The 26,014-nt window shown below is 45.5% G+C and carries 36 protein-coding genes; 21 read left to right on the top strand and 15 right to left on the bottom strand.

Annotated elements, in window-relative coordinates:
* The first annotated feature begins 205 nt into the window (after positions 1 to 205).
* From CIK93_RS07540 to CIK93_RS07550, 3 genes are all read left to right on the top strand, one after another.
* Entirely contained in the window at positions 206 to 1,858 is a 1,653-nt protein-coding gene (locus tag CIK93_RS07540; RefSeq protein WP_144007589.1) for a hypothetical protein, read from the top strand.
* On the top strand, positions 1,855 to 2,868 hold the full coding sequence (locus tag CIK93_RS07545) for a hypothetical protein (RefSeq protein ID WP_094447045.1): 1,014 nt from the start codon (positions 1,855 to 1,857) through the stop codon (positions 2,866 to 2,868). Before CIK93_RS07540 ends, CIK93_RS07545 begins: the two co-directional genes overlap by 4 nt.
* A 327-nt stretch (positions 2,869 to 3,195) precedes the next feature.
* Positions 3,196 to 3,519 carry a Fic family protein gene (locus tag CIK93_RS07550; protein WP_144007590.1) on the top strand — a complete coding sequence of 108 codons (324 nt, stop codon included), beginning with the start codon at positions 3,196 to 3,198 and terminating at the stop codon, positions 3,517 to 3,519.
* Between the two features lie 825 nt (positions 3,520 to 4,344).
* On the opposite strand, the gene CIK93_RS07555 is transcribed toward CIK93_RS07550, so the two are convergent.
* Complete coding sequence (locus tag CIK93_RS07555; RefSeq protein ID WP_007837487.1) at positions 4,345 to 4,557, bottom strand: hypothetical protein; 213 nt, start codon at positions 4,555 to 4,557, stop codon at positions 4,345 to 4,347.
* A gap of 65 nt (positions 4,558 to 4,622) precedes the next feature.
* Here CIK93_RS07555 and CIK93_RS07560 point away from each other — a divergent pair, with 65 nt between their 5' ends.
* Entirely contained in the window at positions 4,623 to 5,207 is a 585-nt protein-coding gene (locus CIK93_RS07560; protein WP_005816332.1) for a hypothetical protein, read from the top strand.
* A gap of 15 nt (positions 5,208 to 5,222) precedes the next feature.
* Positions 5,223 to 5,405, top strand: coding sequence for a hypothetical protein (locus tag CIK93_RS07565; RefSeq protein ID WP_004319908.1), 183 nt, complete (start codon positions 5,223 to 5,225; stop codon positions 5,403 to 5,405).
* Positions 5,406 to 5,668: 263 nt separating this feature from the next.
* Here CIK93_RS07565 and CIK93_RS13775 read toward each other — a convergent pair whose 3' ends face one another.
* On the bottom strand, positions 5,669 to 5,815 hold the full coding sequence (locus tag CIK93_RS13775) for a hypothetical protein (protein WP_007837486.1): 147 nt from the start codon (positions 5,813 to 5,815) through the stop codon (positions 5,669 to 5,671).
* Between the two features lie 418 nt (positions 5,816 to 6,233).
* Between CIK93_RS13775 and CIK93_RS07580 the strand changes: the two genes are divergently transcribed.
* Complete coding sequence (locus CIK93_RS07580) at positions 6,234 to 6,620, top strand: single-stranded DNA-binding protein (protein ID WP_004319910.1); 387 nt, start codon at positions 6,234 to 6,236, stop codon at positions 6,618 to 6,620.
* Positions 6,621 to 6,975: 355 nt separating this feature from the next.
* Here the strand turns inward: CIK93_RS07580 and CIK93_RS07585 are convergent, their stop codons facing one another.
* Positions 6,976 to 7,290 (bottom strand): hypothetical protein, encoded by a 315-nt coding sequence (locus CIK93_RS07585; protein WP_224204806.1) that lies wholly within the window; start codon positions 7,288 to 7,290, stop codon positions 6,976 to 6,978.
* A gap of 882 nt (positions 7,291 to 8,172) precedes the next feature.
* Here CIK93_RS07585 and CIK93_RS07590 point away from each other — a divergent pair.
* The 6 genes from CIK93_RS07590 (at position 8,173) to CIK93_RS07615 (ending at position 11,010) form a co-directional block, all read left to right on the top strand.
* Positions 8,173 to 8,727 carry a hypothetical protein gene (locus CIK93_RS07590; RefSeq protein ID WP_005816324.1) on the top strand — a complete coding sequence of 185 codons (555 nt, stop codon included), beginning with the start codon at positions 8,173 to 8,175 and terminating at the stop codon, positions 8,725 to 8,727.
* Positions 8,715 to 8,966: a hypothetical protein gene (locus tag CIK93_RS07595; protein ID WP_007837480.1), complete on the top strand. Its 252-nt coding sequence runs from the start codon at positions 8,715 to 8,717 to the stop codon at positions 8,964 to 8,966. The genes CIK93_RS07590 and CIK93_RS07595 overlap by 13 nt, the downstream gene beginning before the upstream one ends.
* Before the next feature lie 47 nt (positions 8,967 to 9,013).
* Complete coding sequence (locus CIK93_RS07600) at positions 9,014 to 9,370, top strand: helix-turn-helix domain-containing protein (protein WP_007837478.1); 357 nt, start codon at positions 9,014 to 9,016, stop codon at positions 9,368 to 9,370.
* A gap of 53 nt (positions 9,371 to 9,423) precedes the next feature.
* Positions 9,424 to 9,849 (top strand): single-stranded DNA-binding protein, encoded by a 426-nt coding sequence (locus tag CIK93_RS07605; protein ID WP_005816321.1) that lies wholly within the window; start codon positions 9,424 to 9,426, stop codon positions 9,847 to 9,849.
* Positions 9,850 to 9,968: 119 nt separating this feature from the next.
* Complete coding sequence (locus CIK93_RS07610) at positions 9,969 to 10,724, top strand: ParA family protein (RefSeq protein ID WP_005816319.1); 756 nt, start codon at positions 9,969 to 9,971, stop codon at positions 10,722 to 10,724.
* 7 nt (positions 10,725 to 10,731) lie between these two features.
* Positions 10,732 to 11,010, top strand: coding sequence for a plasmid partition protein ParG (locus tag CIK93_RS07615; RefSeq protein ID WP_005816317.1), 279 nt, complete (start codon positions 10,732 to 10,734; stop codon positions 11,008 to 11,010).
* 306 nt (positions 11,011 to 11,316) lie between these two features.
* Here CIK93_RS07615 and CIK93_RS07620 read toward each other — a convergent pair whose 3' ends face one another.
* On the bottom strand, positions 11,317 to 11,568 hold the full coding sequence (locus CIK93_RS07620; RefSeq protein WP_225494525.1) for a hypothetical protein: 252 nt from the start codon (positions 11,566 to 11,568) through the stop codon (positions 11,317 to 11,319).
* Between CIK93_RS07620 and CIK93_RS07625 the strand changes: the two genes are divergently transcribed.
* Together CIK93_RS07625 and CIK93_RS07630 are read left to right on the top strand one after the other, a co-directional pair.
* On the top strand, positions 11,562 to 12,128 hold the full coding sequence (locus CIK93_RS07625) for a hypothetical protein (protein ID WP_005816315.1): 567 nt from the start codon (positions 11,562 to 11,564) through the stop codon (positions 12,126 to 12,128). The genes CIK93_RS07620 and CIK93_RS07625 overlap by 7 nt on opposite strands.
* Positions 12,129 to 12,131: 3 nt before the next feature.
* A complete protein-coding gene (locus CIK93_RS07630; RefSeq protein ID WP_005816313.1) occupies positions 12,132 to 12,623 on the top strand; it encodes an SLOG family protein in 492 nt (163 codons plus the stop codon).
* A 300-nt stretch (positions 12,624 to 12,923) separates the two neighbouring features.
* Here CIK93_RS07630 and CIK93_RS07635 read toward each other — a convergent pair whose 3' ends face one another.
* From CIK93_RS07635 to CIK93_RS07680, 10 genes are all read right to left on the bottom strand, one after another.
* Entirely contained in the window at positions 12,924 to 13,103 is a 180-nt protein-coding gene (locus CIK93_RS07635; RefSeq protein ID WP_005816310.1) for a transcriptional regulator, read from the bottom strand.
* Between the two features lie 24 nt (positions 13,104 to 13,127).
* Positions 13,128 to 13,364, bottom strand: coding sequence for a hypothetical protein (locus CIK93_RS07640; protein WP_005816304.1), 237 nt, complete (start codon positions 13,362 to 13,364; stop codon positions 13,128 to 13,130).
* Positions 13,365 to 13,373: 9 nt separating this feature from the next.
* Positions 13,374 to 13,580, bottom strand: coding sequence for a hypothetical protein (locus CIK93_RS07645; protein WP_005816302.1), 207 nt, complete (start codon positions 13,578 to 13,580; stop codon positions 13,374 to 13,376).
* Positions 13,577 to 14,014 (bottom strand): DUF4186 domain-containing protein, encoded by a 438-nt coding sequence (locus tag CIK93_RS07650; protein ID WP_005816300.1) that lies wholly within the window; start codon positions 14,012 to 14,014, stop codon positions 13,577 to 13,579. The genes CIK93_RS07645 and CIK93_RS07650 overlap by 4 nt, the downstream gene beginning before the upstream one ends.
* A 183-nt stretch (positions 14,015 to 14,197) precedes the next feature.
* Positions 14,198 to 14,443, bottom strand: a complete 246-nt coding sequence (locus CIK93_RS07655; RefSeq protein WP_005816298.1) for a hypothetical protein — start codon at positions 14,441 to 14,443, stop codon at positions 14,198 to 14,200.
* Between the two features lie 14 nt (positions 14,444 to 14,457).
* The gene (locus CIK93_RS07660) at positions 14,458 to 15,033 is read right to left on the bottom strand and encodes a DUF6155 family protein (protein ID WP_007837469.1); all 576 of its coding nucleotides are present in this window, start codon (positions 15,031 to 15,033) and stop codon (positions 14,458 to 14,460) included.
* Positions 15,034 to 15,043: 10 nt separating this feature from the next.
* Positions 15,044 to 15,343: a thioredoxin gene (trxA, locus tag CIK93_RS07665; protein WP_005816294.1), complete on the bottom strand. Its 300-nt coding sequence runs from the start codon at positions 15,341 to 15,343 to the stop codon at positions 15,044 to 15,046.
* Between the two features lie 194 nt (positions 15,344 to 15,537).
* Positions 15,538 to 16,074: a hypothetical protein gene (locus CIK93_RS07670; RefSeq protein ID WP_005816292.1), complete on the bottom strand. Its 537-nt coding sequence runs from the start codon at positions 16,072 to 16,074 to the stop codon at positions 15,538 to 15,540.
* A gap of 3 nt (positions 16,075 to 16,077) precedes the next feature.
* Positions 16,078 to 16,761 carry a DUF3800 domain-containing protein gene (locus CIK93_RS07675; protein ID WP_005816290.1) on the bottom strand — a complete coding sequence of 228 codons (684 nt, stop codon included), beginning with the start codon at positions 16,759 to 16,761 and terminating at the stop codon, positions 16,078 to 16,080.
* Between the two features lie 16 nt (positions 16,762 to 16,777).
* Positions 16,778 to 17,401 (bottom strand): recombinase family protein, encoded by a 624-nt coding sequence (locus CIK93_RS07680; protein WP_005816288.1) that lies wholly within the window; start codon positions 17,399 to 17,401, stop codon positions 16,778 to 16,780.
* Between the two features lie 254 nt (positions 17,402 to 17,655).
* Here CIK93_RS07680 and CIK93_RS07685 point away from each other — a divergent pair, with 254 nt between their 5' ends.
* The 7 genes from CIK93_RS07685 (at position 17,656) to CIK93_RS07715 (ending at position 24,300) form a co-directional block, all read left to right on the top strand.
* Complete coding sequence (locus CIK93_RS07685; protein WP_005816286.1) at positions 17,656 to 18,768, top strand: hypothetical protein; 1,113 nt, start codon at positions 17,656 to 17,658, stop codon at positions 18,766 to 18,768.
* Between the two features lie 24 nt (positions 18,769 to 18,792).
* The gene (locus tag CIK93_RS07690) at positions 18,793 to 19,239 is read left to right on the top strand and encodes a hypothetical protein (protein ID WP_004319947.1); all 447 of its coding nucleotides are present in this window, start codon (positions 18,793 to 18,795) and stop codon (positions 19,237 to 19,239) included.
* A 78-nt stretch (positions 19,240 to 19,317) separates the two neighbouring features.
* The gene (locus CIK93_RS07695) at positions 19,318 to 19,731 is read left to right on the top strand and encodes a hypothetical protein (RefSeq protein ID WP_005816283.1); all 414 of its coding nucleotides are present in this window, start codon (positions 19,318 to 19,320) and stop codon (positions 19,729 to 19,731) included.
* Entirely contained in the window at positions 19,721 to 20,215 is a 495-nt protein-coding gene (locus CIK93_RS07700; protein WP_005816282.1) for a hypothetical protein, read from the top strand. The genes CIK93_RS07695 and CIK93_RS07700 overlap by 11 nt, the downstream gene beginning before the upstream one ends.
* 79 nt (positions 20,216 to 20,294) lie before the next feature.
* Positions 20,295 to 21,179 carry a hypothetical protein gene (locus CIK93_RS07705; protein ID WP_005816280.1) on the top strand — a complete coding sequence of 295 codons (885 nt, stop codon included), beginning with the start codon at positions 20,295 to 20,297 and terminating at the stop codon, positions 21,177 to 21,179.
* Between the two features lie 208 nt (positions 21,180 to 21,387).
* On the top strand, positions 21,388 to 22,839 hold the full coding sequence (mobV, locus tag CIK93_RS07710) for a MobV family relaxase (RefSeq protein WP_005816278.1): 1,452 nt from the start codon (positions 21,388 to 21,390) through the stop codon (positions 22,837 to 22,839).
* A gap of 54 nt (positions 22,840 to 22,893) precedes the next feature.
* The gene (locus CIK93_RS07715) at positions 22,894 to 24,300 is read left to right on the top strand and encodes an OmpA family protein (RefSeq protein WP_005816276.1); all 1,407 of its coding nucleotides are present in this window, start codon (positions 22,894 to 22,896) and stop codon (positions 24,298 to 24,300) included.
* Positions 24,301 to 24,440: 140 nt separating this feature from the next.
* Here the strand turns inward: CIK93_RS07715 and CIK93_RS07720 are convergent, their stop codons facing one another.
* Positions 24,441 to 25,703, bottom strand: coding sequence for an ATP-binding protein (locus tag CIK93_RS07720; RefSeq protein ID WP_005816273.1), 1,263 nt, complete (start codon positions 25,701 to 25,703; stop codon positions 24,441 to 24,443).
* Positions 25,704 to 26,014: the final 311 nt, after the last annotated feature.

Raw genomic sequence — 26,014 nt, forward strand, 5'->3', positions numbered from 1 at the left:
CTTACCTTGATTCATGAGTCTAAACTAACTTACAGATTGTAATTTTCTGCAAAGATAGTCATTTCTAACCCATAGAGTCATTTTTTGCTCGTATTTTGTCGCATATCAACCACTTACAACGATTGTTTATCGTTTTTAGTGGACACTAGTGATGTGTAATATAGTTGAATATGCAGTTGAAAATGCCCAGTTGACAGGCGTTAACATGAAAAATGTATTGCCTCCATACAATGAGCAAATATCCGAATTCCCGTCTAAGGAAGAGATAGATGCATATAAGATTCCTTATGATTCAGATATAAAGTATAGACATGCACAGAACGACATTCTAAATTCTGTTGTCGATGGTCTTGCTGATTTTGGAACAAAAATAGTAGATTCTAGAGTAGGAGAATTCTTTGGATGGTCTTTCAAAATGGAAGAAGAATATGTTGCCCTAAAGAAGATTACCCGAGGAAAAAAGCGTGACCTGCTAGATTGCTATGAGATTATTTCAATTAGATATAATTCAATTAAAGAAAAACAAGAGGAATACCATTTATGGAAACCAAGATGGACAGATACAGAAAAACAGATAATGGAAACCTGCTTCGGAATGTTACCTTCGTTGTCAGATCAGTTGAATAATGCTTTTGGTGAAAGAGTTGCAAATAAAATCCGAGAAGAATACATTCCGAATCATTCCAAACTTAAAACAAGTAAATATTTATATGGTATAAATCAATCTGGCGTTAGACGATGGATTGTCAAACGTGTTTTCAATCTTGGTTACAATAAAGATCTTCATGGAGAATACGATGAGTATGTAAAACGAATAGAGGGTTATGGTCGGCAAAGTTCAGATACTGGTAGAATAGAACGGATTGGTAAGAAATATGAATGGATTGCATTGTGGGAGATTTTAGGATGTATCGCAGATAACCACTGCATTGAAAATCCATGGGACACATCTGTCCCGATGAAATATGATGGCGCATGGCAAAACTATTGGAGAGATATAGACCCTGCCTGTATAACAAGACGACAGGACGAAATACAGGAATCTTCATGGCACGATTATATTACTTATCCTTATTGGAATCAGGAGGTAAACGCATGGATGGAAACAACTATTGATACAGTTGATATAAAGAATTTCTTACAGCGAGAAGATCCTGATGGTAATAAATGGCTAACATTACATGATTATAAGACAGAATATGAGCCAAAGGAAATTGGTGCTGATAGATGGGGCACGGCGAGTAGATTTTACATCATAAGTATATACTCATACATTATCAATAAAAAAGATATAAATCGTCTAGTCAAGGATGCGGAGGGTCAGAATTTCTACGACTTGAAAAGGCTTGAACCATATGACAGCAGTTTGTATCATATCACTAGAGAAAAATTCTGGTCTCGTGGAACAACTCTTGAGAAAAAGAATCATAATGAGAGTAAGGCCCCTTTGTATGGGGGGTGCAATGTAAAGGGTATAGTCCCTATAGAACCAATGAATGGTAATATTGAGGGTGATTACTCTGGAACTCGCGCTACATATTATATGCCACGCAAAAATATATTAGATATGCTTAACGCAAGTTATGCAGATGAAGATGGTTTGTTCATAAATAACAGAGGTGAAATTGTTGTATGCTGCAATCCTAATAGAACAATTCATACGCTCTTTCGGAAAGACAGACTTATGGAAGTTCTTCATTCAAAAGGATTGGATTTGGTCTGGATAGTTGTTTTGGAGAAATTCTATAATCCTCATGATGGTAGTTACAATAGTAAAATGACTATGCCAAGCGGCCTCTTTTACATGGACGAGAATGACAATATTAAAGGAACTATGACTTTACATAAACGTCAATGAAGCTAGGATTTACACCAATAGAATATGGTGATTGTATTACTGTTGAATGGATGGATAGCCATGGATGTCATCATCTTGGTATCTTGGATGGTGGTTCTGTATCTTCTTACAAGAACTACCTAAGAAAATTTCTACAATCATTATCTATCCCAATAGATTTTTGGGTTATTTCTCATGCACATCGAGATCATATCGGAGGTGTTCTGAGATACTTAGAGAATGTACATGACGGTTATCCATTACCGATGTGTAAATGTTGGATTACAAATTTTGAGCTAAAAACCACAATGGTTAATTGCTTTTCAGATGATGGTTCTAAGGCAGAAAGTGTAATTCAAGGCAACAAAGTCGCATCTTATTTGAGTCAAATTAAAAATTGCAATGTTATTAATAATTTATATACAGGAATGCAAATTCCATTTGAAGGGTTAACGATGTCTATTGTTACATCCCCTAAAGTTAATGATGAGTATGAAATAGAAAAAGATACAGTAGCAGCAACATCAAACGGTACTGATTACAATGTTGCTCTTTCAGAGTTTAATTTAACCAATTTTGAAGAAGACACGAACATAACGAATGCATCATCTCTTTCTGTGATAATTGAAAGTGAAGGAAAACGATTCTTGTGGTTATCTGACAGCATACCATCTCAATATGTCCCAGCATTAAAATATATAAAGGAACAGACTAATGACTCTCTTTCATTTGAGATAGCATCTCTAGCACACCATGGAAGTAATGGTAATACGAATATGGATTATTTAAGTATCATTAATTGCGAAAAATATTTAATAACAGCAAATGCGGAAAATATACACAATCTCCCAAATAAAGAAACTTTAAGTCGAATTATCATGAATCCAATACGTAATGTAAGCAAACATTTGGAGTTTATTTTTCCAATGGATAATTCGACATTAAGGCATTTGTTTGAGGTGGATGGTAAAAATATAGAGGAAAGACATAATTTTAGTTGTAACTATGGTTGTAGAACTTTGACGATTTAATGGATTGCCAGTTCGGTAAAAAAAGAATGCCAAGTAGCAATAGTGAGTGGCATAATCCAGATGAGATGTTGCCACCCATTATTCTATATACATATGAAAAGCTATAACTACTGTTCTGCGTCCGCTTGTGCCGATTGACAGGATAGTACTGGGCATGAGCGTAGAGCATGACGCGATGGGCGAAATGAAGAAAGTTCTCGTCTCTGTCTCGCCACGGCATATCGTTTGACGTGCCACCACCAGAACTTGGTGTCACGCAGGTTGTACCTCGTAAAGTTTTTCCTTAATTTGCTGCTCGGTGAAAACAATGAACTGAAGAATCGATATATGCTGATTGGGTATAAGGATGACGAGAACAACACCCATACAAGTACCCGTACAAGTTCAATCGACATACAACCGTCTTCTGAGAATGTAACACGTTTGGTATTGGCAATCGGTAAAGAAGAAATGAGTGTGAAGAGTATGATGGAAGCCATAGGTTTGAAGAACCGTCCGAACTTTATGGATTACTCTCTCACACCAGCAATAAGAGAAGGATTTATGTGTATGAAGTATCCTGCCAATCTTGCAACAATAAAGGCTATCGAGCGTCTTGATGATAAACATCTTTCCGCAGATTCCGCACTTTCTTTTGATTTCAAGTCCTAATTTTGGCATCTTTTTGTTTTTTATGAGTTAATATGTGACATGTAACAAATTGAAACAGCCCTCAAACGCCCATTTTCGTATCCTGTACGTCACCGACTATTAAGTACGGATTAATAGGAATAAGTAGGTTTTAGTCGGGCTTTTCCTACGTTTTTGTCGTGCTACACACATATAACAAAAAAGCCGTAAAAAAGGAATAATAAGCACATAACAAACATGAGCCTATACAATGCAAATAGCGTGTAACTCATTGAGCTACACGCTATTTGATAGTGTTTCGTTATGTCTTTACTTATGCGTCTCATTTGACCTCCTCAAATATAAAGTATATTGATAATCAGTTAGTTACTGTTATAAAGATACAAATGATATGCAAATGTAAGTATAAAACCATATAGAAAAAGTACAAATGGACATTACTTTGTATGATAACATCCTTTTCTACAGATTAAGGGTTAACACAATGTTATACTACTGATATTCAGCATATTGAAGCTGTTCTTCCTTGCATTCAACAAAGAGTGTTAAATTATATTAAATCCTACAGGGCAATTATGATTCGTGCAAAGATAATATTTTGCAGTCAAAGGAAGAAAGACTTCTTGAACCACTTCTATGGTTCTATACTTCTGTTTCTGACGTAAGCTGACCCGTACGGTTTTCGGGTTTTAGACGGACATATATACAGTTTACTTTAGGTTAGCATATATATAAGAGCTAACCAAGGTAAACTAAAGTGTTTTTGTCCTGTAGATACTGCACTTTGTGGACTCTTTTCTCCTTTGACTGCAAAAACCTCTTATAGCCTTATCTCCACCTATAACGTCACTTCACACTGCTGTACCATGCAGTCTGCCATGTACCACCCCATCGGGCTTTGATAAGAATTGTGTTGCAAAGGTACCTGTCATGGCGTTCATCCTGCAAGGTCGGTGCCTGTGGTTTGTCCGTGAAATCTCCACGCTCTGATTGTGGCAGAGGTAGTATTTGACGGCAAAACCTTGCATTGATGAGCCATAACACCTTTTGGGGCAACATAATTCTTTAATCAATCCCGATGGTAGTTGGTTCTACATAAGGGAAGAAAATAAAAATTTTATCTTATGGCTAACATTTGCGACACTCAGTACAAGGTGACAGGCTCACGCAAAGCCGTGGCAGACCTTTGGAACACACTCCAAGAGTTGGAGGTGAACAGTAATAATGTGTATCTGTATCTCTTGGCAGAACACTATGGCATTGACTACGAGAAGAAAGGCATCTCGGTGAGAGGACACATCTATTGGGCAGAGTATGAGGAGAACGTGGAAGACGATTATGCCCTCTTGTCCTTTGACACCGAAAGTGCTTGGTCTTCATGCGACTTGTTCTTTGAGGAGGTGAACAAGGCACTTGGCGATGAACTTTCAATCAGTTGGCGAGAGGTTGAGCCAGGTTGCGACATCTTCTATACGCACGATGAGAACGACTTCTTCCCCGAAGAGTGCTACGTCACTGCATACGGAGAACTCTTTGAGGATTGTGAGGGTGCTTACTCCACCTTTGGTGATGCTATCAAGTTGTGGTGTGAGAAGACTGGTGTCTCACAGGACGGAAGAAGCGAACAGAAGATGATTGACTTCATCAATGAATACGAGTATGAGGCAGAGGACACGAATTTCTGCATCAATCCAATCACATTCGGCTAACAAGGAGGAACGGATATGGCAACGATAGACATGGAGCAGTTGGACGGCGTTGTAGGGTGTTTCTGCACCTTGCTTTATCCCCGAAGAGGTCAGACAGAGGGAACGATTGTCGAGGACTTGGGTTGTGAGGTCATTGTCCAGCTCATCAACGGCAAGGAAGTGACGGAGTACAAGGATGATGTTGTCATCTGTGAATAATCAGGAGAGAGTCTGTTGGCTATGTGGCTTGCAGACTCTTTCTTCCTTTGACTGCAAAAACTCTTTTAGGACAATCCTCCAATGAGGTTATGGCTGTTGTAACTGAAATACCTTGGGAGCAAGTTGTGCGGTTTGCTCACTTGCTCCAGTCCTGTTATAGAAGCTATGCATCGACACCTAAGCGCGACACGTCGCCAAAGTCCCTTCGCCATTTTAAGCAACCCGTCACCTTGTTATAGGAATGGTCATTTCGCCTTTTGGTTTTACTCGTCTGTCTTTTGCGACTCTTCCTTGTCGGACACAGAACTTGGTCTTAGCATGATGACAGTGCTATCGCCAATCCTCTGATGTCTGTCCTCTTTTGGCTTGATGCCTCTATTGCTAAGCTGACCCTTAGGCTTGTCGTTCATCGTGCATCAGTGTTCATGCTCCTCACTCTTCTGATGATACAGCTGTAAGGTCGGATTTCCCGCTTCGTTTCTCCAGGCATACAGCCATAGCAGTGCCCCTGTCTGTTGCATACGGATTGCCTCCTTGCTTACAACCTTTGTTCCATTGTTTGGCCCCGTCTTTTTCTGAATTGAGCTATTTGAAAGCCACTTATTTTTACCATGCAAAGGTAGCGTGATGCTGCGAAGTACTTCCTCCTTCTTGTGTGGCCGCTATCGCTGTGACCAATAAAATAGTGCGTAATCTTCCTTTTTCTCCCTTACCGCCAACGACAAAAAGAGTATTGCGAACGATTTTCATGGTGCTTCCCACATGGTGCCACATCCCTGCTTTTGAATGCATGTAAAAATTAAGTTTCACTTTTAAATTCAATTCAAAATGAAAAAGATCGAGAACAACTTCACAGTTTCAGGTTTCGTAGGTAAGGATGCAGAAATCCGTCAGTTCGCAAACGCCAGCGTAGCACGCTTCTCATTGGCAGTAGGCCGTCAGGAGAAGAACGGCGAGGAAACCAACCGCGTATCGGCTTTCATGAATATGGAGGCATGGCGCAAGAACGAGCACACCGAATCATTCGACAAGCTCACCAAGGGCACGTTGCTCACCGTCGAGGGTTTCTTCAAGCCAGAGGAGTGGACAGACAAGGATGGCGTGAAGCACTCCAGAATCATCATGGTTGCAACCAAGTTCTACGAGTGTCCCGACAAGGAGGAGACTCCTGCGGAAGAGCCGGCCAAGCCAGCAACCAAGAAAGGCAAGAAATAGCCTTTCCTCTCCATAACAAGGCGACCTTCGGGTCGCTTTTGTTTTGCTCAGGGACATCAATCTGCTGTTATAGCGTGTGATAATCTTCTCTAATAACAACCATGTGCATTTATTAACCATAACGGCAACGCCGTCTTCCTTTATTCTAACCACTTCGTCCCTCACCATTTGCGAAACGTCACCAAGATGGTTGGCATACAGATATTCCCGGCTGATGGCGACAAAGTCGCTATTAGCCAAGAAAGACAGTATGCCAAGGTCTGAACGCGAGAGGACTGCCATCTATGCCACAAGATGCCGAAGCCGAGGCTTCTGATAATTGTGTCCTTTACTGGCTATCCACTCGCCTTGATATTCAGACCGTCAATCTTGCGACAGCTTCACTACCCACCCACACCTGCTTTACTATTCTTCTTCTCTTTGACTGCAAAATATTTTCTGTTATAAGCGGTGGTTTCGTCCAAGTGCGTTGTATCGCTTCGCCCCACACCTTCAGAACGGCATTACTGTACGGACACCGCACGAATCCCATGTGACAGGCAGCCAACAATGTCACTATCAGAAACTGACACTTCTGATAACTGCCTTTATTGCTGTCTGGCTGTCCCATTATCGGGCTTCGGCAATGTCCGTGTAATGCCATTCTGCCCACCCATACCACCTTTACCACTAATCAACTGTTTTACAATTTCTCTTCTGCTATACAAGAGGCAGTTCTTGTCCACTCAGGCATATTGAATGTGGCAGACATGTCTGCTACGTCCAATCTGCCTCAGTGTCCTGCGGCAAGGACAAGGCACATTTGTCATGCTGACAGGAGTGCCCGATTTGTCCGTTGCGCAACTGTCTCTTCTTGCCTGATATACGTTACTATCTACTTCTAAATTATACTGCTTTGCCCCACGCCTTTGCGAAGCGTTACATGGTCTGTCGTCATACAGACATCCTTGGCTGATGGCAACACGTTGCTATTAGCCAAAGCTGACAGTATGCCGAAGTACCGACGCGAGAGAATTGTCTGTCCGTGCTACAAGCTATCAAGGCTGAAGCTTTGATGACTTGCATCCCGGTCAGCCAACACACTCGCTTTATGTCGGTACAGCAGACCTGCAAACACTTCACTGCCCACCCTTACTGTTTCAATCTTTCTTCTTACCTCTTTATATATAACACATCATTCCTCTTGCAGCCAATATCAATAATCTTCTTCCAATCAGCGCAGTGGTAGGCATATTTCCTGCAAAGTTAGCCGCGTCTGAGACAATCGTCAAATTCTGCTTGAGGTCTTGTGACTGTGAACAATCTTCCTTTTCCTCGGAAAAGAGTATTCTTCACACATAATTTGTCTTTATGTCTTTTCTTGCGGCTTGTGGGAGCAGAAAATATCCCTCCACAGGCTGAAAGGTCTCGAAAGGAGGGAAGAGAAAGAAACGGTTAAGCGAACGCAGAGGGAATTTATTCACTATGCTGAGCGTAAGTTTCTTCAACGTAGTTAAACAAGTCCAGCGACATGGGCGACAAACTTATTTGTATCACTAAAAATAGAAAGGCAATGAAGATTATCATCCTGCATGATGCTGACGCACGCATCGAGTATCTTGACGTAGCCGACCACCTTCTCGGCTCAGACATCGAGGAGTTCCTCACCAGACAGGGCTTCTCAGTGAACAACATCACATGGCTTGTCACATCGGCAGACCATATCCCAGTGGTTTACCACAAGTATGACATCGACTGCAAGACCGGCGAGGCAACCCACACCAAACGAGAGGCAGAACTGCAAGACCTCACTATCCACGGACAACTCCAGGCATTGCAGCACCGGGAGCAGGACGAGCTGAAAGCGGCTCTTCGCAAGTACGGCACGGAGGTGGACGGAGGCTTTGAGGTGCATTTCGAGGGAGAGCAGCCCATCGTGGCAGGTTATCTCTTTGACGAGCCTCGTGACATCGTCATAGACGCAGCACGTTTGGATGCCGACGGAAACTTGTCGCTTCTTGGAGAGGACAAGGAAGTGAGGGATGGACAATACGACATAGAGCCAAGCGACATATTTGGCGGTCAGTTGGACTATGTCACGTCGAGTATAGGTGCATGGATGAAGTAGGAGCATGTATGACCCAGTGCATCGTATATGACGAGACGACCAAGGAGAGCGAGACCTTTTGCTCATTGACCGCAGCCAAGAAGTGGATGCGAGAGCGCATCAAACAGAAGCATGAGGTAAGCGGACAGAAGTACAGAGTCTATTCCGACGGAGAGTTTGTTAATTGCGGCTCTATCAGTCTCACAGGCAGCAACAAGTCTTTTGTCGCCAATACAAGGCAGACGAAGAAAGGATATTAATAACAAGGTAACGGCAAGCCTAACCAACTTGCCACACATATATTGATATGGAAAAGCAAATATTGAGTTTTAATGACTTGCCATCAGCATTGTCATTAGTAATAAACAAGCTGGAGATTTTAGAAGAAAAGTTTTCCACACTAATGACTCAAATTCAGCCCGATAAGGGATTGGAATGGCTTAGTGTTTCCGAATTGAGTGAGTATCTCCCTACCCATCCAGTTGAACACACAATCTATTGTTGGACAAGCAATAAACAAATACCATTCCATAAGAAGGGGAAACGTATCATGTTCCTCAAATCTGAAATTGATGAGTGGATGCAAGATAACAAGAGTAGGTCACGAGCAGAAATTATGAATGAAGCAATAGCTTATGTTCAATCAACAAGAAAAGTCATTTAAATAACAAGGTAACGGCAAGTCTAACCAACTTGCCACTATAACATTTTCACATTATGATTTACACTCACACTATCGGACGCATCGGAGCAAAGGATTGCCGCGTCATCACAGGTACACACGGAACATTCATGGCTGTTGACATCGCAGTGGACGACTACAGTAAGGGCAAGCAAATCACCACTTGGGTAAGGGTGAAGAGCAGCAAGGAGAACCATATCCGTTTGGCTGAATACCTCACCAAGGGTCGTATGGTGCTTGTGGAAGGCACACTGACTTCTTCCATTTGGACAGACCGCAACGGAGAGAACCACATACAGCATAGCATCATAGCTGACTCCATCGCCTTTGTCAATGCAGGGAAGAAGGATGCAACCGACACACCTGCAACAAAGGCACGCAAGGCAGCCAAGGCAGAGGGCGAGGCTCCCGTACCGCCAGCCGATGCACCGCAGGACAAGAGCGAAGACCTTCCCTTCTGAGGGTAGTATCAACTGAGAGTAGTACGTACTAATCGTAGTAAATCCGCTTTTACTATGGTTAGTATGTACTATCAGTAGTAGAATAGTAAAGTAGTATTCACTAATAGTAGTATCATGTTATGACACAGATAATTGCAGTATTAAATCACAAGGGTGGTGTAGGGAAAAGTACGACCGCAGTAAGCCTTGCGGCAGCTCTGCAACTGAGTAAGAAGAACGTCTTGGCTATTGACATGGATGGACAAGCCAACCTCACGGAAGCCTTGGGATTGTCCATCGAGGAAGAACAGACAGTCTATGGCGCAATGTGTGGACAGTACACCTTGCCGTTGGTCAAGTTGCACAACGGCATCACCGTCTCACCCTCATGCCTTGACCTGTCTGCGGCTGAGTTAGAGCTTATCAGCGAGCCGGGACGGGAGCTTATCTTGAAGGGACTTATCACCAAAGCCATCGCCAAAGAGCATTTCGACTACATCATCATCGACTGTCCACCGTCATTGGGCTTGCTGACCTTGAATGCCCTCACCGCAGCCGACTACATCATCATCCCTGTTCAAGCGCAATACCTTGCCATGAGAGGTATGGCAAAGTTGATGGACATCATCCGCATCGTTCAGGAGCGGCTCAACTCCAACCTTAAAGTGGGCGGCATCGTCATCACCCAGTTCGATCGCCGCAAGACGTTGAACCGAAGCGTGAGGGAAATCGTCAATGACAGTTTTCACGAGAAGGTTTTCAAGACCGTCATCCGTGATAATGTGGCTTTGGCAGAAGCACCCATCAACGGCAAGACTATCTTTGAGTATAATCCCAAATCCAATGGTGCCAGTGATTATATGTCTTTGGCAAAAGAAGTGTTAAACTTAAAATAGCATAGCCATGAGCAAGAGCAGTATGTTGAAAGAGGGAATGAAAGGCGGTCTCAACGGACTCCTTTCTTCCACAAAGAAGCCGAGTAAGGAGCAGATAGTCACAGAAACTACACCAGCACCACCTGTGTCTGTTTCTGAGACTACCGAAGTGCCGGTGCATTGCAATTTCCTTATCAACAAGAGCATCCACACGAGGATGAAGTACCTCGCCATCAAGAAAGGGATGTCCTTGCGTGATATTGTCAATGAGGCAATGACAGAATACCTAAAGCGGCATGACACATGAGTGCCGCGCGGTATCATCGCCGAACAGACGATGATACCGCTATCTCTTCTATAAACAGACTTTACTATCCGTAGTATGGTAGTAAAAACTATTCGACTATTATACTATTCGTAGTCGATACTACTTTTAGAAAATACTATCCAACTCATTTTTAGGGCAATAGTTTTCTCTGCTTGTAGGACTGTCTCCATGCTGATAAAAGGCAATGTCGTTCCCTATTACAAGATTTTCTCTTTTTCCCTCATATCAACTATCGTCCTTCCCCATATACAGCTTCGCCCCACGCCATCCCGCCCGTTTCCTCTTTTACATAACAGATTTCTTTTCGCCTGCCTTGCCGCTGCGGATATTGTTTTGCAAAGGTAATGCTGGCGATTGTTCAAACACCAAATCGTCCATTGCATTTGACCGAAAAATCTTCCTCTGCGTGCAGAGCGTATTTTTCGCTCCCGATTTGGCTTTTTGATCGCCATCACTCTTGGAAAGCAAAAAATATCCCTTGGGCAGGCAGGAAAAGCCTCCGAAATAAGGGAAGAAAAAACATAAGAGCAATGGCACACAAGAATGACTATCAAATCCAAAAGCAGTTAGACAAGCCTCAGACTTGGTTCTGCAAATACTATCCCGCACGCATCCGCAATGTGGGTGAGAAGGAGATTGCCGACAGACAATTAGTGTTTGACTTCAAGGACGGAAGAGCCTACGAGGAAGTGGCGCAGCGCACCGCAGAGAATATGCTGACACTCTACGGCAAGGGTTGCGTGAACATCGTCTTCGCCCCCGTTCCAGCATCCACAAGCGAGAGCAACGAACTCCGCTACAAGGCTTTCTGCCACAGGGTGTGTGAATTGACAGGAGCGGAAAACGGCTACGAGCACGTGAGGGTATGCGGAGAGCGTAAGACCATCCACGATAACCGCAAGAACGAGGATGAAGTCCGCAAGGCGAATGTCGTTGAGTTTGATGAGCCGTTCTTCGACAACAAAATGGTGTTGGTCTTTGACGATGTGATAACCAAGGGTCTCAGCTATGCCAAGTATGCCAACCAACTCGAAAGGCTCGGGGCATGTGTTATTGGCGGTATGTTCCTCGCACGCACACATTATAAAGTAAGGTAAAGTATGACAAAGTACGACAAGGCAGTGTCCGTATGCTTCAGCGGACACCGCAGCGTACCTTTCGCCAAGCGGAGGGAGTTGAAGCAATGTCTCAAATCGGAGATAGCCAAGGCGTATGCCGACGGCTACCGGTATTTCTATTGTGGCATGGCAATGGGATTTGACCTGCTGGCGGCAGAAGCCGCCCTTTCGTTGCAATGCGAGTTGAAGGACTTGCAGGTGATAGCCGTTGTGCCGTTCCGTGGTCAGTCTGACCGGTGGAGCAAGGAAGAGCAAGCCAAGTATGATGCCATCCTGCGCATCGTGGATGACGTGGTCGTATTGAGCGAGCAATACTACAATGGCTGCCTTCTGAGGCGCAACGACTATATGGTCAACCGCAGTTCACGTCTCATAGCCTACTTCGATGGCAATCCCAAGGGCGGCACGTTCTACACCGTCAGAGAAGCCAAGAGGCAGGGATTGGACATAGTGAATCTTCATAATAGTGTATAACCCATAAAACAGAAAATGCTTATGGACGATATTGTTGCAATCATCGTTTGCTACTTCGTGTTCGGAGCTTTGGGCAATGTGCTCAGAGCTTTGTTCGGCGGAGAGAGACGAAACGACTTCCGCCGTGACCGCTAAGCGTCTTTAAACCAAGATACGCTGACAGCCATACGTCTGCACCTTACCCCAAAAAGATGCAGCGGATAATTGTGTCCGTAGGCAAGGATATTCAGATTCCTCACCTTAACATTTTGATAAAAATAAAGATACTGCTGCCTATATTTCAAGACAGCAGTATAAACCTTACTCTGCAGGTGCCCATTTGCAACGCACAGGAGAGACGATTGCACCCTCTGCTTTCAGCTGCTTCATGGCTGCATCTACCTCTTTGCGGTCGAGACCGCTGAGTTCTGCGATTTTACCTGCGTTGAGAGGCTGACCAGCCTCTTTCATTGTTGCCAATACTTTTTCTTTTGCGTCCATTGTTTTGATGATTTGATGTTTTGTTTATAATCTTGTTATTAACTCTTGTATTTTGTCTTCCCTTATAATCTTCGGTTGTGCCTTACCTGCCAGAACGAGAATTTTCTTCCCGTTTCTGTAGATGTGCAGCTGTCTGCTTCGTACCACTGCTGTCAAGGTCTCATCATCCTGCATGGCTTGCCATATAGGATAATACACACCTTCTGGTTCAAACAACTTCTTCTGAAGGTGTGAGCACATGTTGGTTGTATCTATTGTCATATCGTTACGTCATATCATTAACATGATTCTGCCAGCTTCTTTTGTGAACATTTCAGGGAAACGGCAGATTGTTGCATACACCTGCTTGCTTGTCACAGGCTGACCGTCCTTTCTCAGGTGCAGCCTATGACGATTGATGGCATCGGCAATCTGGTCGGTTGTCATGCCGCCATTTCGCTTTACCATCACATATACTATGGCTTCTTCTATCTTCATCCTTTATTCATCTGTTTTTCAATCCATGCCATCAATACGGCAACAGCATATTCCTGTTCTTCCTTGGTCAGTGCCCTGCCTGCTGAGATGTGATGCCACTTGAAGAAGCATCCCCGGCAACAACAGCCAGTGGCATGTTGAGCCAGGAAAACAGGATGCCCACGCATGGGAGTCTGCTTGCCGTCGTTCGGTATGACAGCCGGAGCAAGTCTTTTTGCCACAAAGTCCTCTGCGTGTTTTCGTATCGTCGGCAATCCCTTTTCCATTACATACTCCCTGTCTTGCTTGGACAGATGGAACCGGCTGCGAAAATCAGACTTTGCCAATCTCTCAAAGAGATTCGTCAGGTCATACTCTTTCTTATCACCAGGAACGCTTTCTTGCGGCTCTTCCTCTTGGAACAACGATGGATATATGTATTTCTGTGACATCATTATCTGTTGCTTCTGATTTCTAATGTTATATCCATATATGACCGCTTGCCGTCTATATAGTCTGCATAGAGTATTTCTTCGCTTCTGCCTTTCAGAATATGGCACTTACCGCACAGCTCACAGTTGTGCAGACATCTCCATTCATTCAGAACGTAATCCAAACGTTCCTCTCGTGTAGATGATTCAATAGAGGGTGTGCTCATAATCAGTGTCTCCCACAGCGTGGTCAATCAGTGCCTGAAACTCTTCTTCCGTATAGTCTTCTTCCCAACCATACGTTACGTCCTTTATGCCCAAAGTAAACCCTAATGCCTCAGAATAGGATATGCCAATTTCAGCTGCAAGGTCTCTTGCCGCTTGAAAAATCTGCTCTTCTTTGCTTAAGGGCAGTTGTTTCGCTTTCTTATGTTTTTTCTTTGGTTTCCCCATTTGAGTATATTCGTTTAATAATCAGCGTTGATGGGCATCTTGAAATTCCTGTATTTCTTTCGGAGTTCCTCATTTTGCGCCTTCATTTCCTCATACATATCATTCAGTGCGTCAGGAAATCCCCATCCACAAGGGCTTGCCCAACGAAGGCATTGCTTGATTCGGGAATCATACTTGTCCCAAAGGTCATAAAGCACGATGTGGCGCAATGTCTTGTCGAAATTACTCTCAACAGAATCATAGAATTGCTCCCACATGTCTCCATAGTCATAAGTGAACTGACAGGCATTCTCCATATAGAACACCATCAATTCTGCGACTGAATCTTCCGAAGGCTTCAGTTTCTTGAAGTCGGACAATGCCTTGCGGCACACTGAGAAGCGTGTCTTTGGCTCTCTGTTTCTGCTCGGATAGAACTCTTCCCGTATGATGTGCTTATACTCTTCCAGCTTCTGGCCCTCATTCGGCTCTGCATAGAAGTCAAGATATTCCTTTGCCTCTTTCCGTGCAGAATAAAGTTCCAATACCATTTTTATTATTTCACTCTTGTCCATGGACATGAGGACAGACTTTAATTTAGATTTTGACATTTCTGCTCTTTTATCTTAAAAACGGGTCAATCGTTGCCAGCAACTCTGATTTCTGCATCACACCGCTCGTCCTCCACAACACTTCGCCGCGTCTGAACAGCATCAATGTGGGCACAGACTGTATGCCATACTGACTTGCAGTCACCCCATACTTGTCCACATCTACCTTGATGATGCGGATTCTGTCACCCAACACTTCCTTCACCTGCTCAAGGATGGGGTGCATCATCTTGCATGGCTGGCACCAGGTGGCGAAGAAATCGACCAAGACAAGTTGGTCACTTGATATAACGTCTTTGAATGTTTCCATTACGATTTTCTGTAAAATTATGCTATTTTCTTTCCTGTTATCTTACAATACTGCCCTGCAAATGTTAAAATCGAGAAGAATTCAATGAAAAACCTTCGTTATTTCAAAGAATATTCGTACCTTTGCAGCGCTCATCTATAGATAGAAGGAGTTTCGAGACCCGGTTGCCTTTGATGCAATTCGGGTCTTGCGTTTTATAGTGGTGTCTGCAATCTCTTTTTCATCTTCTTTTCCAAAGCCTTTAGTCCATACTCTTTGTTAAGATGGTATGCTGTCAACAGATAGAATCCGTTGCTACGTTGTTGTTCCAAGACAATAACATACTTTTCCACTTTATCATAGATGTATGTTTTCTTGACCTTACGCTTTTTGCCGTCCCTCTCTTCTATGGTAAATACATCCAGATTGTCTGGTGTCAATTCTCTCACATGGTGATTTATCCAATGAAGCCTTTGTGAACGAGCCATCTCGAATACTCGCTTTGGATAAGTCGTACCGTCTTCGTTCTCAACCATGATTTCTTCACAGGTAAGATGCTTGAACAATCTTGCCATGTCAATCTCGCCATCTGTCTTTATAGGATAGATGCGCCACCCTCTGAATGAGAATTGACAGTTATCTTCTATATCACGCTTGAATATTGCATGAAGATCATGCTCTCTTTCTCGTTCACTGAGATATGCCAGTTCCAGCAGCTCAGGGTATTTCTTGATAATATTCAAACTGCTCATTGGCTATTTCAGTGCGATAAAAAACAAATTAAACTTCTTTCTAAATTTGGGAGTTGTGGTGTTGAGACTGATATTACTGTGTTTTTTTATCTTTTCAATCAGCTTCATTTTGGCTCTCACCCTTCCTTCAACTTCTCCCTTTTCATATCTAAGGTTGTAGTTGATGGCTCCCATTAGAACATCTGCCAATTGGATGAAGACACTTTCGTGTGAACGTATAAACTGAAACCTGCCAATGGAAGAGTTGTATTCCATTATTTTTCTGAGCCTCTCCAGCTTATCGCTACTGCATGTGTCCTTGATATCCATATATATGTTATATGTATAATCCATGTCCATCTTGTGATGCAGCAATTGGTAGTACATGCGAAAGTAGAAATCATTAAACGTATAGTCTTCTCGTTTCTCGTCAATCTGACTCTTGTCAACAACCACAGCCCTAAATTCCATGTCATTCATAAAGAACCAGTCTATAAGCTCTGCATAGACTTTATACGTGGCCTCGTGGACATTTGTCCATTTCAGCTCATCACTATAGCCGTGCTTCTTCTTAATATCTTTTATGGCATCTTTTGCCATGCGGATTTGTGTGTATGCTATACTTGTACATCCCAAAAGCATGTAGGGATGACCGTCATGCACCATGTGGGTGCTTTCATCACAGTAGATGTTGAATGTCTTATTCATTGTATCTGTTTTTTGTTTATTCTTTATTCCTTTTCTTCAGCGGTCCACTATGAGGTCCACGGTTCAGCGTCACACCATGCTTGTTGAGTATGCGGAACACGGAACTTCGGCTTGTGAAGCCGCTGATGGCAAAGATGTCATCTATGCTGTGCCCCTCGTTGTACATGTTCACGATATTCTTCTCACGCTCCAGTTTCGACAGTGCCCTTTCAGACTTCTTGGGCGGCCGGATATTCTGTTGCAGATGGATGATGTGTGCCGATGCCTTGCGCAGCACGGCACACTCCTCAGAGAGTGACCCGAACATACGGATGACCTGTGAGGGCTTGGTGTCGGGGAAAAGTTCGTCAAACGTATCGATGCGGTCTTGGATGGAGATGATGCGAACCACCTTCACACGGCAGTATTCTATGAATGTAGCCAGTTCACGGGTGCCACGCAGTGCGTTACTGAACCTCGACACCACCAGCTCGTCGCCGCGCTCCAGACTCGATATGAGCTGCTTCCACATCGGGCGCAGCCTCTCGTGTTCGGACAGTTCCTCTATCACCTGAACACAGCCGTATTGCTGCATCCAAGCCTTGTCTTCTGCATACTCTTCGCCATTGGTGGCGATAAAGATGTAACCTACTTTTGCCATACTGTTGTACGCTATTAAATGAAATCAAGTGCAAAGGTACACTATTTTTCCGAGAAACAATCATACTTGAACGAAAAATCATACTTAAACACGATAATTTGCCATTTTCTTTTCACTTGATTTCATTGAAAATCATACTCGCAAGTATGATACACAAATAAGATTAAACTTACTGTCATTCTTGCAAATATATCGCTGAAACGCATTAACTTTGCACCGTCAATTTCAAAATCAGACTCAAAATAATGACAACAATGAAATATGAAACCCAACTTTTCGGAGGACAAACCAACCTCCATTGCATGAAGCAAATATTGCATAATGCAAAATCAAACTCGCATGGCTGTATCAGACTTGCCATTTGTATTGCCACTGCGTTTGCCGTAGTCATGCTGACAGCATGTTCAGACGGAAACGGCACGAAGTCGTTCCATTCGAGCGATGAAGCCATCAGAGAGTATCATGGCTTTCTGACCACTCTTCGACAGAACGGCAAGGTCTCAATTCAGACATTAGTTAAGATTGTCAACGAATGGCGCGTGTTGGACGATTCCGTGACATCGTGCATCTCACGTGACACTGTCAGGAAAGCCCACTCATACCCGTTCACGGTATATCATGAGTTGAACGACTCCATCCACATCGAGCTGTGCCGTATGGCGATGTCTAAGCAACGCACCTTTCACGACCTGCTCTATCTCAGAGAACAGACCTCTTCCCATGTTGGTGATGAGGAACTACAGCAAGCCGTGAAGGAAGCACAGCCATTCTTCGCTTCCTTGGATAGCCTGCCTATATATAATAAAGGTGGTAAACAGGCGGTACTGAAGCGTTACCTGCTGTTCCTGCAAAAATCCGCCAAGCAAGGCATTCACGGCAAGGAAGACCTGCTCGCTTTCATCAAGGAAGAGCATTTGTATTTCAAATCCTTCCTGCAATACCTGCCGGATTTTGCTGACGATGACATCGGTGACATCAGACGAAACACCGAACACTGCTGTCGGGAGATACTCCGTGCCGCCGACCGCAAGGATTTGTCCCACAAGGATGCAATGATATACCTCTCCATGCGCACCAACCACCGTCTGCTGCGCAACGCACAAGCGGCTATCGAGGATCTGAATAGTGGCAGGGTAAAGGACGAGCACACCATGCACGCCTACCTCCTGATGATGATGCAGCCGTTCATGACGATGGATGACCTTTCCGTGAGCGTGCTCTCCGACAAGGACAAGGCAGACCTCTACAAAATAGCCGATGCGCTCCCCAAGGAGATGGACGGTCTGGCCAAGAAACTGCACCTCGACAAGCAACGCCTGTCGGATATGCCCATGCTCATGATGAAGATTTATGTCACAAGATTATAAACACCCCAAACAGAGAATACGATTATGTTAGAACAGTTTTGCGATGATTTCCTTGCCGTCGTGCCTTTGCAGTTGCCAGAACTGCTGGACAAGCGCAAGATGGAGAAGCCTGTCAAGTATGACGATTACGTGCTTCTTACTTTCCAGTTGAACACCCCTTTCACGATAGAGGAGGTGATGGATATGCTCGAAGACGAGATGGAAATGATAATCCTCTATCACCACATTCCAAGCCGTCATACGGAGTTCGGACACAGCTGCTGTGCCTATTCCAACCCTTCTTTCGGACGGATGTTCAAGGTCAACGGCTCCACAGATGAGCGTGGCATGGTCAGCCAGATAAAAGTGACCATCTATGACTCGCTGGAGCACATGTCGGCAGATGTATGCCTCGACCTCAGTCTGCATTGCAAGAACGGGTTCTTCAAATACATGAAGCCCAAGGAGGAAGTCCTGCTCGACTTCATTTGAAAGTTACATTTGCCAGATGACAGTCCTGTTCTACCGCAACAACGCTCCATTCTGTTGTCCACAACAAAGGCCAAAGTCATGCCACAAGCTCCCGACCATCTGATGAAGGAAACGCTTTACATGAAGATTATCCATCTTCTCGACCGTCACCGCACATGGCTGGAGATTGAGAGCATCGCCACTGTCCGCAACCACACGATAGTCAGGAACGGCAGAATGACCGACATCCTCAGCCGTGTGCTTGTGGTCAAGGCCATCCACCATCATTTCCCCTACACGAGAGGGCAAGTGTGGCAGATAGCCGAGTACGACTTGGAACAGGCTATCAAGAGCCTTCGGACAACCGACGGAGCTTTCCGTCAGAGAATAATCAAGGGAGAACTGACACTGGAGGATGTGGAGCGTATCATATCCACTGCCACACACGGTGTCGTCCAGCCCGACCTGAGTCCACTTCCATTATTCACATGCTATACATATTATGACAAGTAAGATACTGTTTCTCATCCTGATGTCAGCGTTCTTCTTTGTGACGATGATTCTGCACAGAAGCCGCAGACAGTTTATGACACGGTTCTATCTGCGCATGACCGCGCTTGTGACAGCAAGGAAGCTCTACCGGTTGATGCTGCTCATCCTGCTGTACGTGTTCCACTTCCTCTACCTCTGTGTACACTATAACGACATAGGCGTAGTGGCTTCCACCATAGCGTTTGCCATATTCTTTGTCTTTATGGATGTGGAGAGGTGGCTACAGCGTCTGCACGAGGAGCGGACACCCTTCTGCATCGCCGCGTTGGCGGCAGTGGTGTTTGTCTTCACTCCTCATCTGTTCACGCTTGCTGTCACCATCTCCTTTGTCCTTCTGGCATCACTGTTCTATCCCTCGCGCATAGTCATATCGCTGTGGAAGAACAAGGCTGACCGCAAGATGCTCCTCGAAGACACAGAAATGCTCATCATATACTACTATTAAGTATCACCTGTATCATGCCGTTCCTTTTGTATAATGGAGCTGGCGACAAACAACAGTATTCACCAAACAGATTATTGAAATGAAGAAACAGAAACATAGAACGAGTTCCGGCAAGATGTCTGAACGGATGTCCCTGTTGGAGTTCTTGAAAGAGAGGTCCGGGATAAGGCTGTCGAAGCTCGAAGCCTACCTTGACCTTGTAGACAAGGCTTCTGTACAGTACATCCCCAAGGATCTGTGCAAGCAGGAGTTCAGCCTGTCCAACGGGCAGTTTGTAATCACCATTACCGAACTGGCAGGATGCTGGCATTGGCACCGCGCCACTGTCCGCACCTTCATCGAGCAGTTGGAGAAGATGAACCAGATTTCCGTCACCCGTCTCACGAAGAGCCAAATCATCACCATCCCGATGTTGGCTGAGACACCTGCCGTTTCTCCGATTGACGCAGCCTTGGATGTGTTCCGCCAGAAGATGTGTACCGCATTGGACGAATGGCGAAGCGGCAAGATGTCCGCATCGGCTTGCGCCTCGGAATGTGAACAACTCTACGAAGATGCAACAGAGGAAGTAGCCATTATCTTGCAGAAAGCCGACAATGGCAATTCAATTGGCAAGGTGCCATGCGGAAGAAACATTCCCGAATCTGTAGGACACGCCTTTTGTATGACTGCACTCACAGCTGTCTGCGAAGCCACCTTCCATCAGGTGCTTTCGCAGGAAACAGATAACGCCCTCGTTACCTCCCTTCTTCCCTTCTTTTACAAAGACCTGGGAGGAGACTGGCTCTCATTCATCGAGGCGGCAAAGGCAATATCAGAATTGGCATTGGATGGCAGCTCACCAGCCTTGCATCAGGAAAGCGCAGCCATCAAGTCACAGTTTCAGTCACTCTGCCGACCGTTCCTTGCCATTGTAGCCAACCAAGAGGGCTCCTGTCCATCAAAAGGCTGTATTAACCTCTAATAATCACCGTACAACGCTTCTTCTTTTCTACTGGCACAGTGTTTACACGTCTGCCATTGCTGTAAAATAATCGGGCTTGCCCGTTGGTCGGAAATGAGGGAATTTGGGTAGCCTAATACCCCTCTTGGTCTCCGACCATCGGGAGGCTGTCCTTACAAGCAGCAAGCTGGAGACAGGAGAGTTGTACACACATAAAAGGAAATAGGTTATGGCAACACCAAAACAGGTTATGGATTTCCGACCATCTAAGGGAATCACCACAGCACAGAGCAACGAGCACCAACGCCGTTGGACGGAAAAGGGTTGGGGATCCGCTGAATCAACAGGCAACTACGACCGCAGCCGTGAGCGGCTCAACTTCGAGGTTCGGGGCGGCAAGGTTTGTCCTATAGACAAGAGCCGAAGCATCCCGGAGCGCATGGCAGACATCCTGCGGAGCCGTGGAATCAAAGACCCCAACGAGGGACTGGCAGAGCCACGCTTCCGCACAGTGGTCAATTTCATCTTCGGAGGCTCACGAGAACGTATGACAGAATTGGCATTCGGTGACCAGAAGGTGAATCTCACTCACGGAGCGGACAATTCGCATCTAACCCGATGCAAGGACATTGAGGAATGGGCAAAGGATGTTTACCGCTTTGTTGCGGACAAATACGGTGAGGAGAACATCGTCGCTTTCATCTTACACTTGGACGAAACCAATCCGCACGTTCACTGCACCCTCTTGCCAATCAAGGACGGCAAGTTTGCATACAAACAGATATTCGCCGGAAAGGACAAGTACGAGTTTTCTGCCAGGATGAAAGCCCTGCACAGCGAATTTGCCGATGTCAACAAGCGTTGGGGCATGGAGCGCGGAACTTCCGTCTCAGAGACGGGAGCACGCCACCGCACCACCGAAGAATACCGCCGCCAGCTGTCAGAACAGTGCACCACCATTGAGCAGTCCGTCGCCACCCATCAGCGGACACTCGCCTCGCTCCAATCGGACATCCGTCTGGCAGAGCGGAGAGTAAAAGGACTCACCTCAATGGTCAACAACCTCTTGCAGGAGAAGGCTGAGAAGGAGGCGGCACTTGCTGAATTGCATCGGCAGATTCTTGCAGGTCACGACAATCCTGATGCTCTCCGTCAGCAAGTCCAAGAGCTGGAGCAGGAACTGTCCGCTATCCAGTCGAAACTGGACGACAAGCAGGAGAAGCTCTCAGAGGCTGACCGCAAGCTCGATGCCCTGCGTGAGGAGATGACCGCCATGAAGGAGCGCACGGAGGAGTTGCGGCAGGAGGCACACAGATATTCCGATACTATCCGACAAGGTGCGGACACCGTTCTCAGAAATGCCCTTCTCGAAAACATGGTCAGCGAGTTCTCCGAACGTGTGGCACGGCTTTCCAATGAGGGCAAGGACGTGTTTGACGGTTCCCTGCTTCAGGCCTTTGCGGAGAATGGAACGGAGGTGATGTACTGTGCCACGCTTCTATTCCTCGGCTACGTCGATGATGCCACCACCTTTGCCGAAGGTCATGGCGGTGGCGGCAGTTCGTCCGACCTCAAATGGGGACGTGACGATGACGAGGATGAACGCGCTTGGGCACGCCGTTGCATGATGAAAGCTGCACGCATGATGCGCCCCTCTTCCGGCAAAAGGAAGAAACGATAAGCGGCACTGTCACGTATCACCTGTTATAGTATTCACCAGATTAAATTGAACAACATGAGAAAAATACTTATTCTATCCCTTGGCTTCGCCCTTTCATTGGGTGCGCAAGCCAAAGACTATCACCGCACGGCGGACACCACCACCGTTGTATGCAGACTTTCGGCAGACGGTATGCTTCGTCCGCTTAAACCTTCCTACATGAAAGGGGCATTGGTAGCTTCGCCATGGACGGACAACTGGTTTGTCCAAGCGGCAGGAGGAACTACGGTCTTCCTCGGCAAACCGCTCGGATGCAACGACCTATTCGGTCGCATGAAACCGGCATTCTCCGTGTCGATCGGCAAATGGTTCACACCTTCCGTCGGCGGTCGTCTGAACTATGGCGGTATGCAGTTCAACGACTGCAACAACTCCTCGCAGGACTACCAGTACCTGCGTGCTGATTTCATGTGGAATGTCCTCGGCAACCTCTACAAGGACGATGTACACACTCTTGCCAGATGGAGTGTCATTCCATACGTGGGCGTGGGTATGCTGCACAACAAGGTGAATGCCCACAAGCCCTTTGCCATTTCCTACGGCATACAGGGGCAGTATCATCTCTCCCCACGCATTGCTGTTACGGCAGAGATAGGCAACATGACCACCATGCAGGATTTTGACGGCTATGGCAAGGCACACCGCCTTGGCGACCATCTGCTGTCCGCATCCCTCGGCCTCTCTGTCCGCATCGGCAAGACTGGCTGGAAGCGAGTGATAGACGCTCGCCCGTACATCGCACAGAACGAATGGCTTTCGGCATACGCCTCATCCCTTTCTGACAGCAACAGCCGCTATCACGCCCAGCACGATCGAGATTGTCAGACTCTGGAGCAGCTGCGCAAGATTCTTGCCATCGAGGGACTTCTGGACAAGTACGGCCACCTCTTTTCTGACGATGCCGCTTCTTCCGTCACAAATGGCTATCCTCGAAACGACTACAGCGGTCTCAACTCGCTGCGTGCAAGAATGAGAGACAAGTATGGTAATGGTCAAAAGACAAAGGTCATGGAGTCCGCCTCTTGTACAGAAGAATATGGCAATGCTGAAGGTGAGCCGGAAGACGATTACCTATCGCTCATCCACTCAGGAAAGGCTTGCATAGGTGCGCCCATCTATTTCTTCTTTGAACTTGGCACTGACAGGTTGCTCAACAGGTCACAGCTCGTCAATCTCGACGAAGTAGCACGCATCGCCAAGAAATATGGCTTGAAAGTTAAGGTCATCGGCGCTGCCGACAGTGCCACAGGCAGTGAAGCCATCAATGATAACCTCAGCCGTTCCCGTGCCAGATTCATTGCAGAGGAACTGATGAAACGTGGTATGGAAAATGGCACCATCTCTCAGATTTTCGATGGCGGCATTGACGATTACTCGCCCAATGAGGCGAACCGCCATACCAGAATCCTGCTGTATCTATAGCCAGACATACAGCTCCGAACAAGAGCACTAAAACTTTTTTTTCATTGATAAATTTTAGAAAGGGAGGGCTTGTCCGTGATGGATAGGCCCTCCCTTAATCATATATGTATTAACGCATATTCTATGCGCATATCTTTTTTTTATCCGTGTTTCTCAGTACTTGACCAGTCAAGCAGGAAGTCATATATACTCATTATCTGTATGCCGTTTTCGTCGCTCCACTGCTTGGTATGTTCTCCCACGATCAGCAGTTTGCGGAAAGAGTCATCTACAAGACGCAACGACCGTTTCTCCTGTTCCATCTTTTCTGCATCGGGCATACGCCACGCCGACTGGATGTAGATCCGCTCGCTCCCTTTGTTGCAGACAAAATCCACTTCCAATGTCACCCTCTGCTGCTTTCCTTCCGTATTCCTCACTCGATGATAGACGTTACCCACATCCACGAGCCATCCTCGCATACGCATCTCATTGTAGATGACGTTCTCCATGATATGTGTCGGCTCGCTCTGACGGAACGACAGAATAGCATTCCTCAGACCTACGTCCTGATAATAATACTTGGACAACGAACCTATGTATTTCCGTCCTTTGATGTCGAACCTTTCGGATTTTTCGATAAGGAAAGCATCCTGCATATATTCCAGATAAGCCGACACTGTCTTGTCGGTTATGCTCTGCACATTGCTTACGGACTTGAACGTATTGGCTATATTCAGTGCATTGACAGGTGCTCCTATACTGGATGCTACGGTCTTCGACAATTCTTCAAATTCAGGTCTCAGTTCTATGTTGTTCCGCTCGTAGATGTCACGTAGATATACCGTGCGATAAAGGCGACGCAGGAAATCAGCCTTCTTCTCATCCCCAACCTGTGTAAGTAGTTGCGGCAAACCTCCGTACAGTCTGTATTCAGCCCAACCGTCTTCTTTCGAACCATCATACACCGTCATGAACTCCTTGAAGGATAGTGGCCACACATGTATCTCGTCACCTCTGCCTCGGAATTCCGTCACCAGGTCAGAGGACAGGAAACGCGAGTTGGAGCCTGTGACATACACATCCGCCCCTTCGGTAACTGACAAGGAAGAGAGCACCTCTACAAAGTCTTCCACCTCCTGCACCTCGTCGATGATGATATAATAAGTCTCATAGTCAATCATCATCTTTTCCACCCAGTCCAACAGGTAGTCCGGGTTCTTGAACTCTCTGTTCTTCCTACTCTCCATGTCGATGACGAGAATATGGTCTTCTCTCACGCCCTCATCCAATAGATGCTGATGAAAGAGTTTCTTCAGAAGGAACGACTTGCCTGAACGTCGCAATCCTGTGATTATCTTTATGAGCCCGTTGTTCTTTGAACGGCTCAACTGTTCTATGTATCTATATCTGTTTACTATCATATTTTACGAAAAACTGTCACTTGTGACACTTTTTCGGAGGCAAAGTTATATATTTTATCCTAAATCAAAGAAAGAAATAAAGAAAAATGCACTAAAAATCAATGATTTTCCTGTTTTGTAGTGTCTATTCCACTTGCCGATGCCCATTTTTCTTTGCAAAGTTACTGCCCGGGCGAATGGTCAAGTACCGCCATGCTAACAGGCAGAGGACTGAACGACAGCTTTCCGCAAATCAAAGATTTGGGTATTTCATTAACTCCTCCGTCTGTTTTCTTGCCTTATCGCCCTCATTCCGCAGTCTTTTGATGCAC

The sequence above is a fragment of the Prevotella sp. P3-92 genome (assembly GCF_002251205.1).
Taxonomy (GTDB): Bacteria; Bacteroidota; Bacteroidia; order Bacteroidales; family Bacteroidaceae; genus Prevotella.